Below are 12550 nucleotides of genomic sequence, written 5' to 3' on the forward strand. Positions count from 1 at the left end.
GCTCGCGGTCAAACTCAATGTGCGTTGTTATGCGGGGCTATGCGGGGCTGTGTCACGCCTACGCGCCTGCCACAGCTCGCGCGTCAAGACCACAGACTGCGCCTCAAGCGTTTCACCACGAGCCAAACAGACCTGTTGCATCATCCCCGTGTCCTCAAATCCCAGCCGCTTGAGAATGGCGCGCGATCTGGCATTCTCAACAAAATGGTAGGAGGCGATGCTCAGACCATCATCGGCAAACCAATGATCCACCACCGCCTGCGCCGCCTCCAACATATAGCCATGACCCCAATAGGGCTGGCCAAGCCAGTAGCCGAGATGTTCGGCAATACCGATCACCCCCATGATTTGGCCCGTGTCTTTGTGAACAATACCAAAGCGATAGGGGCTGTTAAGCGTCGCGATAAACCAATGCATCTCAATGACGCCATAGGGGTATCTGATCCGGCTGAGCCATTTCGACACGTCAAAATCATTCAACAACCGCGTCAAAGGGGCCGCGTCCGCTTGGCTCAGCGGACGCAGGATCAAACGGTCTGTTTCAAGTGAGAGGCTTTGGGAGTGTATGGTCATCGGGGTCTGTCCTGGTTTGGGCGACCCCGATCGGTGGGGTCAGTCGAGTTTGCGCAAGTAGGTCCAGGTCGGGACCAAGGTGTTGCGCGCGACGGAAAAGGTTTCCGCATCGCCGATATATTCAAAGCCTGCGGCGGTCACGACCCGAGCCGAGGCTGGGTTGTCCTGAAAAATCTCTGCAAACATGGTTTTAGAACCCAACGGATTGGCCGCCACCATTGCGCCCAAGGCCATGCGGGCCAATCCGGTGCCCCAAAACGAGGGCGCGACCCAAAAGGCCACTTCGGATTGATCGCGGTCGAGCGGTTTCAGGGAAATCACCCCCAAAACCTCGGACAGCTCATGGTTGGAGCCATCGAGCACCCACACTTTTTCCTCAGTGCCGGGTTTGAGCGCGCGGGCCACGAAAGCCTCGGTCGCACCGGGTGGCAAGGGATGCGGCAATGAGCGGGAATTGCGCGCCACGCGCACATCGCCCGCATACATCGACAACAGCCCCGCATCCGAGCGGCGCGGTGGGCGCAATACAAACCGTTCCGTTTCGATCACTGCCTGTGTGTTCGTCTCAACCGCGTTTTTCACGATCTCCATATTCATCTCTCTTCCTCCTGAAAGAGCTGGATTCTTATTGAATCCGATATAAGCACCTTTTCCTCCCCGAAAAGGCCCCTTTGAAAAACCCCGTCTCAGGGAAGCGACAAGATACACAGCACATACGACAGCAATGTTAACGCTGACTTAGCCAAACCGTCCCTGCATCGCTTTTTGCACTGAATTCCGCCAAATCGCGCGGCATCATGCAAAAGGGGACCGGCTGCGCCGATCCCCTTGATTTTTTCAAACCCGTATCGGACGGCTTATTCAGCGGCCTCTGCCACTGGAAGAACCGATACAAAGGTGCGTTTTTTCAGGCCTTTGTGAAAGGTCACTTTGCCATCGGTGGTTGCAAAGATGGTGTGATCTTTGCCAAGACCCACGCCAGCGCCCGGCCAGAATTTGGTGCCGCGCTGACGCACGATGATGTTACCAGAAATGGCCTCTTGGCCACCGTAAAGTTTGACGCCGAGACGGCGGCCAGCTGAGTCGCGACCGTTACGGGACGAACCGCCTGCTTTTTTATGTGCCATGGTGTTCTCTCCTTAACTACGCTTACTTCGCCAGTTCTTTGGCTTGTTCAACCCACTCGGGTTTGACTTTGACGGCGTCGAAGGTTTCGACGTCAACAGAAGCCAACTGAGCGAAGGTGGTGATGCCTGCTTCGACCAATTTCTTGGCAGCAGCGGGGCCGACACCGGTGATGGTGGTCAGATCGTCAGCGCCAGCGGCGGCAACCGGAGCCGCAGCTTTTGCGGCTTTCTTCGGTGCAGCATCTTCGACAGCGGCCTTCGGAGCGGAGCCCGCGCCGATCGCAGCTTTGACGCCGGTTGCATCCGCACCCGCTTCCAAAATGTCGGTGATGCGCAGCAGGGTCAGTTGCTGACGGTGGCCTTTTTTACGCTGCGACGAGTGCTTACGACGACGCTTGACGTAGTGGATGAGTTTCTCACCCTTGATTTGGTCGATGACTTCGGCTTGCACGCCGGCGCCGGCCACGAGAGGCGCGCCGATGGTGGAGCCGACCATCAAAATCTCGTTGAACTGGATTTTTTCACCAGCTGCGGCCGCAAGTTTCTCAACGCGCAAAACGTCACCGCTTTGCACTTTGTATTGCTTGCCACCAGTCTTCAGAACCGCAAACATGCAGTTATCCTTTCGATATACCCGCGTTTTGTGGCCCCGGAGCAAACCCCCGATGTTCATGCCGTCAAACAGCGCGCCCCTTATTGGGGTCGAGATTGTCATTTTGCCAATTTGAACCTGTCTCACACCATTTGAAAAAGACGTGAGGCCCAAAAGACATCACCCGGTCGCACCTTGGGGTCCGCCGGGTGGCGCGTGTATCGGGAATCATGGCTGAAAAGTCAAGGCCAGATTATGGGACACCCCGCCGAAACGGGGATATCCCGCGCCGAACCTTAAAGTTGTTCGCCATCATACATTTGCATCAGCATCGAGGTCCCTGCCCCAAGCCCGCGCGACAGGTCCGCATAGACCGCATCAAAGGCGGCGAACAGGGCAAAATTCAACTGCCGTCCGGCCTCGCTGCGCGAAAACGCCACATACCGCGCGAATTCTTCGTCGCTCAATGTTTCATAGGCCAGCGTCGAAAACCCATAGACCCATTCGGACACATCGGCGCGCACCTCGGGTTCCGTGGACCAAATCTCGCGCATCAGGTCGCTTTCGCTCATCGCGTCGGAGCCCGCAACCGTCCAAAGCCCGCGGTAATAGGCAATGTCGCTGTTCATCGCGCCCACCACGTTCATTTCAACCAAGTCATTGGCCTGCACATAGTCTTCGATCAACTTGGCACGCCGGGTGTCGGGATCGAGCGCTGCCCAAGCCTCGCCCGCTGCCGCCTGCGCCGCCTCGCCCGTCATCGCTTTGCGCGTGTCGAGTTCAAGCCGGGCGATGCGTCGCCCCAAATCGGTGGTGAAAAAGGCCACCATCGGTGCAACATCCGCATCCTCAAGCGCCTTCCCCATTTCCGACCGAAACGCATGTGCCATCGCCTCCGGATCATAGAGACGGTCAAGCATGTTTTGCCACGCGGGTTTTGGCACACCATAGCCCGCCTCCACAAAATCATCGGCCATCGCGCGGCCTTCGTCGGACAAGACTTCCGTGACATCGCGAAACAACAGCGCCTGCAACAGCACATCAAGTTCCTCGCCCTGCACCGCGCCAGTCCCCGCCTTGGCCGCGTAAGGCACAGACAGCGCCATTGTGACCGCCATCACCGTCACCACGACAACAGACATCGCTCGTGTCAGCCAAGCCCCACGAAAGCTGCGCGCATGTTCGATCATCAAAACCCTTTCCAAAACGGTCTATGGCCACGCCTTTCAGGCGCGACATACCCGTCTTGCCCCATTGCTATACAGCCAATTCAGTTACCGAATGGTAAGCAGAGACAAAGGTTTTTGCCAAGTCACCAAAGCGTTTTTGACCACAAAGGCGGACTTTGGCGCAGCTTTGCCAAAAAGAATGTCACGAAAGGGCTTGCGCCGCCCGCACAGCCCCGCTAAATCACCCGCCACCAGACCCCCGCGGAGAGGTGCCGGAGTGGTCGAACGGGGCGGTCTCGAAAACCGTTGTCCCTTTACGGGGACCCAGGGTTCGAATCCCTGTCTCTCCGCCATACATCATTGAAATTATTGATAAAATTCCCTATCAGGGATTTCTATTGCCGATCTAGTGACAGATTTCACGCGATGGTTTTGGGAGGCACACATGCTTTCTGGCCCGCCATGATCCTTCTTGCCATTGCGCACCTCTAGTAGGTATCGTTTCCCTGTATCAATCGAAACCTTATTCCCTGACGCAGGCTAAACCTTGAAAATTGCATTTAACATCATCTGTTGGGCTGTCTCGATATATTTTTTTACACTAGCCAACCTGTCGTATGGTTTCCCCCCTGATTGGTCAGGAACAGCAGGGATTGCGCTAATCGTTGCAATCGTATTTTTCTTATTTCCCTTTGCGAAGAGCATATCCATTACAGGACTGTTCAGCTTCGAAGCCAAGGTCGAAGAAGTCAAAAAGGAAGTTATCGAATTCAAAGCTGAAACTCGCGATCTTCTTCGGATACAAAATTCGCTCATATCGAGCGTAACGGCTACGCAAACAACACATAATGTTTTCAATATTCCGTCACTAACAGACGCAGCAAACGCGGAAAGAAAAATTTCGCAAAACGGCGTGCATAAAATAACCCCAGAGATATCTGAGCGGATTGATCGTGCCCTTGCCATTGGCGGCAGTGAACTCAACGTCGAACTTGCTCGAACGAGAATGGAATTAGAACAAACCCTTAGGTCGAAGGTTGGGAAAAGCGTAAACCTAGGTGGAAAGCCCGACGTAAAATATTTGTCGTTAACTCGACTTTGGCGTCTGTTCTTAGAGGAAAACTCTCAGCATAAGAATTTTGATGATGCAATGCGTTACGTCACAGACATATGCAATGCCGCAATACATGGACAAGCGATCCCGCAAGCAAATGCGATTGAAGCCATTCAACTCGGCGAAGAAATAAAGATCGCGCTGCAATAAAGAAAAACTAGGCGCATTTCTGCGAACCGGGGTCAGGCGGCTTTCGTAGTGGCCTTGAGAAGATCGTTAGAACGCGGCCACGGGGATGCCCACAAGGGGCGCCTCAGGGTCAGCGCCCGCAGAAACAGCCGCTTGGGGTAAGCTTTGCCCTTCGGTGACCCGAACCACATGACGGATAAAAAACCGCCGCGGGTCGGACATCACGGCCTGTTCACGTCAATCAGCCTTGGTTTTTTGCGCTTTTTGCCCTTTTTGAGCGCTTCAAAGCCGACAATCACGTCCAGCAATTCCGTGGTGATGTCATCTTGGCGCACCGTGCGTATTTGCCCGGTCAGCCCCTCCAGACGGTCGTCGATCGACTGTTCCGCCTGCTGCATCAGTGACATCCGTGCGGCGTTTTCGGTGACAAGGGCTTCGGCGGCGGCGCGGAACATGCTGGCGAACAGGTGTTCACGGATCAGCGCGCTGAACATCTCATCGGGTGCCAAGGTGAAAGACGGCAAGCTGCGCGAGGCCCAGGGCTTGGTCGACAAATCCCGCAACAGATCGGTGTCGAGCGGCAAAAGCGATGTGATGTCTGGCACTTGCCCCGCCCCGCCGTCGCGGGTGAAATAGGCCAAAGACACAGAGATGTCGCCCGGATGGGCCGCATGGCGGATGTCATCAAGGCGCTGGGTCAAGAGATTGGACAACCGTCCGATCCCGTCCACCGAGGCGGGCGGAAACAACGTCTCTTTCGGGGTCATGCCCTGATCGGTCAGCGCATCCTCCATCTGCGCACCAACGCATAGCAGCGTGACCGGCCCCTCCGGCCAATTTTGCACGGCTTGGGCGACATGGGCGGCCAGTGCCTCGTTGTAATTGCCGCATAATCCGTGATCTGAGCCAAAGACAATCAACACCCGCCGCACAATCGCAACCTCCCGCGCGTCCCATGGCCCAAAGTGATGCAAAAACGCCTGAAACCCGGTCAGAACCGTGTCGTGATAGGCCTCAATGGCGCGGGCAGCGTGATCATAAGGCGCGGCGTTGATGACCGAGAGGGTTTTCATCGTATGCACGATGCCACGAATGCTTTTCATGCTCTCGGTGCGCCGGGTCAGGCGTTCAAGCGACTGGGTCATCCTGTGCCCCCTCGCCTGTCTTCTTGCCTGTGCCTTTGTCTGGCCCCTCGCCCGCCTGCCGCACCTGCTGACCCAATTCGACCATCCGGGCGCGATCCGCGTCACTGAGCGGGGCATTCTCTGAAATGCGTTGGGCCAGATCGCGCAGATCGGTGCGGGCACGGGCGCGCAGCCGCCCCATCACCGCCATGGTCTCCGCCTCGCTCAGCCCGTCAAACTGCCCCTCCATCGCCGCGACCAAAACTGTGAGCTGTTCGACCGCCGACATCGGATCGCGCTCGGCCTGTCGCAAGGCCCCGCGCACCGCAGCCCCGCGCGTCAACCGCGCCCGTGTCGCCTCATCGAGCCTTGTGCCAAAGCGGGCAAATTCTTCCAACTCCTCGAATTGCGACAGCATCACCCGCAGGTTGCCCGCCACAGACCTGAACGCCTGGCTTTGCGCCTTGCCACCGACCCGCGACACCGAAACGCCCAAATCCACCGCCGGAAATTGATTTTTGCGCACCAGACGCGGTGACAGGTAAATCTGGCCATCGGTGATGGAAATCAGGTTGGTGGGAATATAGGCGGACAGGTTTTCGGCCTGAGTTTCGACCACGGGCAGCACGGTGATCGAACCGCCGCCCGCGTCATCGGTGAATTGTCCGGCACGTTCCAAAAGCCGGGCGTGGATGTAGAAAATATCGCCCGGAAAGGCCTCGCGCCCCGGTGGGCGGCGCAGCAAAAGCGAGAGTTCGCGATAGGAGCGCGCGTGGTGGGTCAGATCGTCCATCACCACCAAAACGTCCCGGCCCTGAGCGGCAAAAAACTCGGCCATGCTCATCGCCGCATAAGGCGCGACATAGGCCAGCCCGGCGGCGTCTTCGTCCCCTGCCGCCATCACAATCGTGCGCGCCAACATGGCCCCCTCGCGCAGCGCGCCGATGACCTTGGCCACCGCGTCACCGCGCTGACCGATGGCGCAGTAAATACAGATCAGATCGCTGTCTTTTTGGTTGAGAATGGCATCCACAGCCAAAGAGGTCTTGCCGGTTTGCCGATCTCCAATGATCAATTCGCGCTGGCCCAGCCCTACGGGCACGGCAGCATCAATCGTTTTGATCCCCGTGGCCAAGGGCCGTTTGATGGCTTGTCTGTTGAGGATTTTCGGTGCTTCCGCTTCGACCGGGTGCTGGGCCTGGGCCTTGATCGGGCCCAAGCCATCCAAGGGCGCGCCAAGCGCATTGACAACCCGTCCCAACAGCGCAAACCCCACCGCCGTGCTGACCACCCGGTGCGAGCGCAGCACCGTGTCGCCCACGGCAATGCGCGCAGACGGGCCCAGCAACACCACCCCCAAACGGTCCGGTTCAAGGTCCAACACGATGCCCTGCACCCCACCCTCAAACAGCAACACCTCATCCGAGAGGGCGCGCTCCAACCCGGTGACGATCACAATACCATCGGCGATCTCCGCGACCTTGCCGATCTCGCTGAGATGCGGTTTGGGGGCTTTGAGGGTCAACAATGTGTTGACGAGTGGACCAGGGTCCAACTCAGAGACAGTCACATCACTCTTATGCTTCATTGGGATGCGCCTTGAGGTCGGCCCCCGTGGACAGGTGATCCTGCATCACCGCGTCCAACCCGTCCAAATAGCTGTCCACGGTCCAGGCCACCTGTGCCCCGCCCATACGCAGGACCAGCCCCGGTGCCTGGTCTGGATCGGTGAGAAACGCCAGTGTGACATTGGGGAAAGCGGCCTGAAACTCCGCACCGAGGGCCGTTTGCGCCGCCTCTGGCAGGGCCGCGTGACTGGTGAAAACCGCCTCTGTCGCAGGGCCTGACGCCCGTTCGATGTCGGAGATCATCGGTTTGATTTGGGCAATCAGGTGATGGGCCATGCGCCCTTCCAATGTGTCATCTGCCAAATCCATCAAAGCCTTACGGGTCAAGGACAACAAAGCCCCCGCCCCTGCGCGGTGCAATTTGATGCTGTATTTTTGCCCCTCTTCCGTCAAATGCGCCTGCCAGCTTTTGCGCTCTTGGTCCATGCGGGCGTGGGCCTCGGCCAAAAGCGTGTCACGCTCTGCCTCGGCCTCTTGGCGCAGGCGCTCAGAAACATCCGATTGCGCCGCATGCATCGCCTCGATCTGGGCGCGATAGGAGGCCTCCGTCGTTTTGGCGACGGCTTCGGCCTCAGCGGCCTCTTGCATCCGGGCTTTGATCTCGGCCTCACGCGCGTCGATGCCATCTAAAATCGGCCGGTATAAAAACCGTTTCAAAAGCCAGATCAGCACCAGAAAATTGGCGATCTGGGCCGCAACTGTGATCCAGTCGATCGACATGATTTATCCGCCCACACCCGGCGCGGCCGTCTGCGCCGCCGCAACGGCCGCGTTCCAGAACGGATTGGCGAAGAGCAGGATCATCGCCACGACGAAACAATAAATTGCCGTGGATTCGATCATCGCAAGGCTGACAAACAGGGTGCGCGACAGGGTTGAGGCGGCGTCGGGCTGTTGGGCGATGGCGCTGAGCGCCGTTGACGCCGCGCGCCCTTCGCCAAGCGCCGGACCGATGGCACCGAAAGCCACGGTCATGCCCGCGGTAAAGATCGAGATGGCGGCAATGAGACCGAGATCAGTCATGATGTTTCCTTTTCAGTCGGGGAGGCGGGGGAAGGTGCAGGGGCCGTTTTGGTGGCGCTTGAGATATAGACCGTGGCCAGAATGGCAAAAATATAGGCTTGGATCATGCCGGTCAGCAGACCCAGAACATCCATGATCACCGGAAAGAAAAACGGCGCAACCCCGAGCAGGATCGTGGCGATCACTGCCCCGCTCATGATGTTGCCGTAAAGGCGTACGGCCAAAGAGACCCCACGCGAAAATTCAGAGATGATGTTGAAGGGCAGCATGATGAAAGAGGGTTGGAGATAGGTCTTGAGATAACCGCCCAAACCCCGGCTGGTGATGCCAAACAGCGGCACGGCAATCAGGACGGAGAGCGCCAGCGCTGTGGTGGTGGACAGCGATGCGGTGGGCGGTTGAAACCCCGGAATGACCAGCAACAGGTTGGAGACGGCGACGAATAAAAACAATGTGCCGGCATAGTAGAGCAGCGGGCGATCCGAGCGCCCGGCGATCTCTTTGATCTGGCTTTCGATGCCCTGAACGATCACCTCCAACGTGGTACGCCAGCGATTTGGCGGCACATCGGGGCGCAGATTTCGGGTGACCAAAATAGAGCCCAACGTCAGCACCAGCATGACGATCCAAGTGAAAAACACCGTGGCATTCAGCGAGAGACCCCATAGGTCGAACAGAATGGTTTGGTCGGGGGACAGGGTCATGATGTGGCTCCTGATCGGGGGGGAAACAGGTCCAAACGCAGGACCAGAAACCGCAGGATCACAAAGGCCAGGGCAAAGCCCGCAAAGGCCCACCCCCCGGCCAAGGTCACCACGACCCAGCCGACGCCAAGCAAAAGCACCATGCGCAACACCGCACTCAGGATCAGGACAAAGACCGGATGCGCGGCCTGCAACGCGCGTTGCATGCCATAGGCCAGACCCGCAAAAAATATCGCACTCATCACCGCGCCACTGGCAAGCCCGATCAGCAGAGCCATCCAATCCACGCTCATCACGTCCACGCTCATCGCGTCCACAGTCATCATCGCTCGCCTCCTTCTTTGCTGATCCATGCCCCGGCGATGAACGCCCCAAGCACCACACCGCCCAGGATCAAAGCGATGGTCCATGAAAACGCCTGCGGCGCGGCCCGGTCCAACCACAAGCCCAAAAACGCCCCGCCCACCGTCGGCACGGCAATCGACCAGCCAACCATGCCAAAGGTGCTGATGCCGCGCAACGGGCTTGGGGGGGGATGATCGCGGGTCGATTTCATCCGCTGGGCATGGCGTGCGATGTCACGGGCAGACCGGTCTGATTTGGGGCCAGGGGGGGGGGAATCTGGGGGTTTGGAATCTGGGGATTTGCTCATAGCGAAGGCTTTCGCAAATCGGCAAAACGGCGCACCATATTGGCCTCAAGCCGCGACAGGGCGGCGCGCGCGATGCGTTCTTCTTCGTCCATCTGGATGAAACTGTCCTGCACCCGGTCTTGCAGACTGACAAGATCATCCCCCGCCACACCGCGCCGGGTGGAGACGCTGACATGATGGCCCTTTTTGACCAAAAGCCCCTCATCAAGGCCAAAAATCGCCTCGCTGCCATCCATCAACACCAGCGTCAGAACCGAAGGCACCAGCGCCGTGACCATATCCATATGGTTCGGCAAAATCCCAAAGCCGCCGTTCTGCGCCACCGCCGTCAACCGCGTCGCCTGCCCCTCAAACAGGGTCTTGGTTGGCAGGTGCAGGGTGACGCGCATCTCAGAGGCAAGGCTCATGTCGCCCCCTTCAGGTCCTGCAACCCGCCGATCATGTAATAGGCGCTTTCAGGCAGATCGAATTGGCTCTGGCCCAAAATATGCTCACAACCGTCGAGCGTGTCGGAAATCGGCACCGATCTGCCCCCGGTTCCGGTGAAGGAGCCGGTGGTGAAAAACGGCTGAGTCAAAAACCGCTCCAATCGACGGGCGCGCGCCACGGTGGCCCGGTCCGCCGAGGACAGTTCTTCAAGGCCCAGCATGGCGATGATGTCGCGCAATTCTTCATAGTCGGCCAAGGTCCGGCGCACCGCGCGGGCGATGTCATAATGGCGTTGGCCGACCACCGAAGGCGTCAACATCACCGAGGCCGAAGCGAGCGGATCGACCGCCGGATACAGCCCTTCGCTTGCGCGTTTGCGCGACAACACGACTGAGGCCGAGAGGTGCGAAAAGATATGCGCCGCCGCCGGGTCGGTGAAATCATCGGCCGGGACATAAACCGCCTGAATCGAGGTGATCGCACCTTTGTTGGTCGAGGTGATCCGTTCTTCAAGCGCCGCCAATTCGGTCGCCAGCGTCGGCTGATACCCGACCCGCGAGGGCATCCGCCCCATCAGCCCCGAGACCTCGGACCCGGCCTGAACAAAGCGGAAAATATTGTCGATCAACAGCAGCACATCCTGGCCTTTGTCGTCGCGGAAATATTCCGCCATGGTCAGGGCGGTGTTGCCGATCAAAAACCGCACGCCGGGGGATTCGTTCATCTGACCAAACAGCATCACGGTCTTGTCGCGCACCCCGGCCTCGCCCATGTCGCGGTACAATTCCTCGGCCTCGCGCGACCGTTCGCCAATGCCACAAAACAGGCTGACGCCCTTGTGATGTTGCACGGTGTTGTTGATCAGCTCAGTGATCAACACGGTCTTGCCCACCCCCGCGCCGCCAAACAGCCCGGTTTTGCCGCCGCGCTCAATCGGCGACAAAAGATCAATCGCCTTGATCCCGGTCTCAAGCGTCTCGGAATGCAACACCCGGTCGCTGAGGTTCGGCGGGGCTTGGTGGATGGAGCGCAATGCGGCACCCTTGGGCGCGGGACGCCCGTCAATCGGCGCACCGAACACATCGAGCATCCGCCCCAAGACCTCATCCCCCACCGGCACGGTGATCGGCCCGCCAGTGTTGCGCACCGCCATGCCCAGGCCAAGCCCGCGCACCGGGGCCAACGCCATGGCCCGCACCAAACCGTCGCCAATTAAGGCCGCAACCTCAAGCGCCACATCGCCAGCATAGAGCAGATCATGGATATGGGGCACATCCCCGTCAAAGGCGACATCCACAACGCCGCCGCGAATGGCGGCGATATGACCGTCGCGGGGCGCCACGGGAGGCGTATGATCCGCAACATCGCTGCCCGGCGCATCACTGTGGTTGCGGCCCTGTTTCGGCGTGGCAGTCATAACATATTTGACCTTTTTCAAATCCAAAACCCAGTCAAATCCAAAACCCAGCGCGCACAGCACACCCGGCCTGCGAGTCCTCTCCAATCAGTGTAGCCTGACAGAAAACCACAGCAATGACATTGACTCAGGTCAGCATAGGGGGCGGATGAGAACACGAACCTGTGAGGCAATGCGCAAAGAAGGGGCGTTGTCTTACAGACATCAGGGGCTTTGTCTGGGCCTATGCCCTTGATAGAACTACTTGATAGAACAACGTGACAGAACAAAGAAACAAAACAGAGGACAGGCAAAAACCATGGCTCAGAGCCTTGTCATCATGGGGGTAAGCGGTTGTGGCAAATCCACGATCGGGCGGGCACTGGCCGCCCGCCTTGGGCGGCGCTTTGTCGAGGGTGACGATCTTCATCCGCCGGAGAACCGCGCAATGATGGCGGCAGGGCGGCCCTTGAATGACGCGATGCGCGCCCCGTGGCTGGAGCGGATCGCGGCAGAGTTGGCGCATGACGCGGGTGTCGTGGTCTCCTGCTCCGCCCTCAAACGCGCCTATCGGGATCGGCTGCGCGGCGCGCCGGGTGTGGTTTTTATCCACCTCGCCCTGCCCTTCGATGTGGCCCAAACCCGCGTCAGCGCCCGCGCGGATCATTTCATGCCCGCCGTCCTGATCGACAGCCAATTTGCCACGTTGGAACCGCCCATCAACGAACCCGATGTGATCGAGGTCGACGCTACGGCAAGTTTTGACACGGTGCTGGACGCCGCTCTTGCACGCCTTGCAAGGATGGGCCGCTCAGGGCCTTAGCTCTCGGTTATGGCATGGATCACGCTGCGCGCGCTGGCGACTGGGTTTCATTGGCACTGGCATTGGC

The 12550-nt window shown here is 58.8% G+C and carries 16 protein-coding genes and 1 tRNA gene; 3 read left to right on the forward strand and 14 right to left on the reverse strand.

The features are described 5' to 3' along the window. Positions 1-27 precede the first annotated feature (27 nt). The 5 genes from BLT54_RS01060 to BLT54_RS01080 all read right to left on the reverse strand — a co-directional run bounded on the left by BLT54_RS01060 (position 28) and on the right by BLT54_RS01080 (position 3482). Positions 28-573: a GNAT family N-acetyltransferase gene (locus BLT54_RS01060; protein ID WP_074640222.1), complete on the reverse strand. Its 546-nt coding sequence runs from the start codon at positions 571-573 to the stop codon at positions 28-30. 39 nt (positions 574-612) lie between these two features. Beyond that, on the reverse strand, positions 613-1164 hold the full coding sequence (locus BLT54_RS01065) for a GNAT family N-acetyltransferase (RefSeq protein ID WP_425429324.1): 552 nt from the start codon (positions 1162-1164) through the stop codon (positions 613-615). Positions 1165-1430: 266 nt separating this feature from the next. After that, on the reverse strand, positions 1431-1700 hold the full coding sequence (gene rpmA, locus BLT54_RS01070; RefSeq protein ID WP_074640226.1) for a 50S ribosomal protein L27: 270 nt from the start codon (positions 1698-1700) through the stop codon (positions 1431-1433). A gap of 22 nt (positions 1701-1722) precedes the next feature. Continuing rightward, positions 1723-2313, reverse strand: a complete 591-nt coding sequence (locus BLT54_RS01075; RefSeq protein ID WP_074640228.1) for a 50S ribosomal protein L21 — start codon at positions 2311-2313, stop codon at positions 1723-1725. 275 nt (positions 2314-2588) lie between these two features. Further along, positions 2589-3482, reverse strand: a complete 894-nt coding sequence (locus tag BLT54_RS01080) for a DUF2059 domain-containing protein (protein WP_083351631.1) — start codon at positions 3480-3482, stop codon at positions 2589-2591. 242 nt (positions 3483-3724) lie between these two features. Here BLT54_RS01080 and BLT54_RS01085 point away from each other — a divergent pair. Both BLT54_RS01085 and BLT54_RS01090 read left to right on the forward strand, forming a co-directional pair. Next, positions 3725-3814: transfer RNA gene (locus BLT54_RS01085), tRNA-Ser, on the forward strand. A gap of 194 nt (positions 3815-4008) precedes the next feature. Next, the gene (locus BLT54_RS01090) at positions 4009-4725 is read left to right on the forward strand and encodes a hypothetical protein (RefSeq protein WP_074640231.1); all 717 of its coding nucleotides are present in this window, start codon (positions 4009-4011) and stop codon (positions 4723-4725) included. 200 nt (positions 4726-4925) lie between these two features. On the opposite strand, the gene BLT54_RS01095 is transcribed toward BLT54_RS01090, so the two are convergent. Genes BLT54_RS01095 through atpD form a run of 9 tightly spaced genes read right to left on the reverse strand, consistent with a single transcriptional unit; the run spans position 4926 to position 11681 of the window. After that, entirely contained in the window at positions 4926-5849 is a 924-nt protein-coding gene (locus tag BLT54_RS01095) for a F0F1 ATP synthase subunit gamma (protein WP_074640233.1), read from the reverse strand. Further along, positions 5833-7416, reverse strand: a complete 1584-nt coding sequence (locus tag BLT54_RS01100) for a F0F1 ATP synthase subunit alpha (protein ID WP_074640236.1) — start codon at positions 7414-7416, stop codon at positions 5833-5835. The genes BLT54_RS01095 and BLT54_RS01100 overlap by 17 nt, the downstream gene beginning before the upstream one ends. Further along, positions 7406-8176: a F0F1 ATP synthase subunit B family protein gene (locus BLT54_RS01105; RefSeq protein ID WP_074640238.1), complete on the reverse strand. Its 771-nt coding sequence runs from the start codon at positions 8174-8176 to the stop codon at positions 7406-7408. Before BLT54_RS01105 ends, BLT54_RS01100 begins: the two co-directional genes overlap by 11 nt. A gap of 3 nt (positions 8177-8179) precedes the next feature. Further along, positions 8180-8479: a F0F1 ATP synthase subunit C gene (locus BLT54_RS01110; RefSeq protein ID WP_074640240.1), complete on the reverse strand. Its 300-nt coding sequence runs from the start codon at positions 8477-8479 to the stop codon at positions 8180-8182. Then, entirely contained in the window at positions 8476-9183 is a 708-nt protein-coding gene (locus tag BLT54_RS01115) for a F0F1 ATP synthase subunit A (protein ID WP_074640243.1), read from the reverse strand. Before BLT54_RS01115 ends, BLT54_RS01110 begins: the two co-directional genes overlap by 4 nt. Further along, the gene (locus BLT54_RS01120) at positions 9180-9509 is read right to left on the reverse strand and encodes an ATP synthase subunit I (protein WP_245707924.1); all 330 of its coding nucleotides are present in this window, start codon (positions 9507-9509) and stop codon (positions 9180-9182) included. Before BLT54_RS01120 ends, BLT54_RS01115 begins: the two co-directional genes overlap by 4 nt. Beyond that, positions 9506-9835: an AtpZ/AtpI family protein gene (locus tag BLT54_RS01125; RefSeq protein WP_074640245.1), complete on the reverse strand. Its 330-nt coding sequence runs from the start codon at positions 9833-9835 to the stop codon at positions 9506-9508. The genes BLT54_RS01120 and BLT54_RS01125 overlap by 4 nt, the downstream gene beginning before the upstream one ends. Next, positions 9832-10242, reverse strand: a complete 411-nt coding sequence (locus tag BLT54_RS01130; protein WP_074640248.1) for an ATPase — start codon at positions 10240-10242, stop codon at positions 9832-9834. The genes BLT54_RS01125 and BLT54_RS01130 overlap by 4 nt, the downstream gene beginning before the upstream one ends. Next, on the reverse strand, positions 10239-11681 hold the full coding sequence (gene atpD / locus BLT54_RS01135; protein WP_245707926.1) for a F0F1 ATP synthase subunit beta: 1443 nt from the start codon (positions 11679-11681) through the stop codon (positions 10239-10241). The genes BLT54_RS01130 and atpD overlap by 4 nt, the downstream gene beginning before the upstream one ends. Before the next feature lie 298 nt (positions 11682-11979). On the opposite strand from atpD, the gene BLT54_RS01140 reads away from it, so the two are divergent. Beyond that, positions 11980-12483 (forward strand): gluconokinase, encoded by a 504-nt coding sequence (locus tag BLT54_RS01140; RefSeq protein ID WP_074640251.1) that lies wholly within the window; start codon positions 11980-11982, stop codon positions 12481-12483. Positions 12484-12550 lie beyond the last annotated feature (67 nt).

Origin of the sequence: Celeribacter baekdonensis, assembly GCF_900102315.1 — a bacterium.
GTDB lineage: Bacteria > Pseudomonadota > Alphaproteobacteria > Rhodobacterales > Rhodobacteraceae > Celeribacter > Celeribacter baekdonensis.

Excerpts from the sequence above, each read along its gene's own strand:
- BLT54_RS01060 (WP_074640222.1), bottom strand. The coding sequence starts at position 573 with ATGACCATACACTCCCAAAGCCTCTCACTTGAAACAGACCGTTTGATC.
- BLT54_RS01065 (WP_425429324.1), bottom strand. The coding sequence starts at position 1,164 with ATGGAGATCGTGAAAAACGCGGTTGAGACGAACACACAGGCAGTGATC.
- rpmA (WP_074640226.1), bottom strand. The coding sequence starts at position 1,700 with ATGGCACATAAAAAAGCAGGCGGTTCGTCCCGTAACGGTCGCGACTCA.
- BLT54_RS01075 (WP_074640228.1), bottom strand. The coding sequence starts at position 2,313 with ATGTTTGCGGTTCTGAAGACTGGTGGCAAGCAATACAAAGTGCAAAGC.
- BLT54_RS01080 (WP_083351631.1), bottom strand. The coding sequence starts at position 3,482 with ATGATCGAACATGCGCGCAGCTTTCGTGGGGCTTGGCTGACACGAGCG.
- BLT54_RS01095 (WP_074640233.1), bottom strand. The coding sequence starts at position 5,849 with ATGACCCAGTCGCTTGAACGCCTGACCCGGCGCACCGAGAGCATGAAA.
- BLT54_RS01100 (WP_074640236.1), bottom strand. The coding sequence starts at position 7,416 with ATGAAGCATAAGAGTGATGTGACTGTCTCTGAGTTGGACCCTGGTCCA.
- BLT54_RS01105 (WP_074640238.1), bottom strand. The coding sequence starts at position 8,176 with ATGTCGATCGACTGGATCACAGTTGCGGCCCAGATCGCCAATTTTCTG.
- BLT54_RS01110 (WP_074640240.1), bottom strand. The coding sequence starts at position 8,479 with ATGACTGATCTCGGTCTCATTGCCGCCATCTCGATCTTTACCGCGGGC.
- BLT54_RS01115 (WP_074640243.1), bottom strand. The coding sequence starts at position 9,183 with ATGACCCTGTCCCCCGACCAAACCATTCTGTTCGACCTATGGGGTCTC.
- BLT54_RS01120 (WP_245707924.1), bottom strand. The coding sequence starts at position 9,509 with ATGATGACTGTGGACGCGATGAGCGTGGACGTGATGAGCGTGGATTGG.
- BLT54_RS01125 (WP_074640245.1), bottom strand. The coding sequence starts at position 9,835 with ATGAGCAAATCCCCAGATTCCAAACCCCCAGATTCCCCCCCCCCTGGC.
- BLT54_RS01130 (WP_074640248.1), bottom strand. The coding sequence starts at position 10,242 with ATGAGCCTTGCCTCTGAGATGCGCGTCACCCTGCACCTGCCAACCAAG.
- atpD (WP_245707926.1), bottom strand. The coding sequence starts at position 11,681 with ATGACTGCCACGCCGAAACAGGGCCGCAACCACAGTGATGCGCCGGGC.
- BLT54_RS01140 (WP_074640251.1), top strand. The coding sequence starts at position 11,980 with ATGGCTCAGAGCCTTGTCATCATGGGGGTAAGCGGTTGTGGCAAATCC.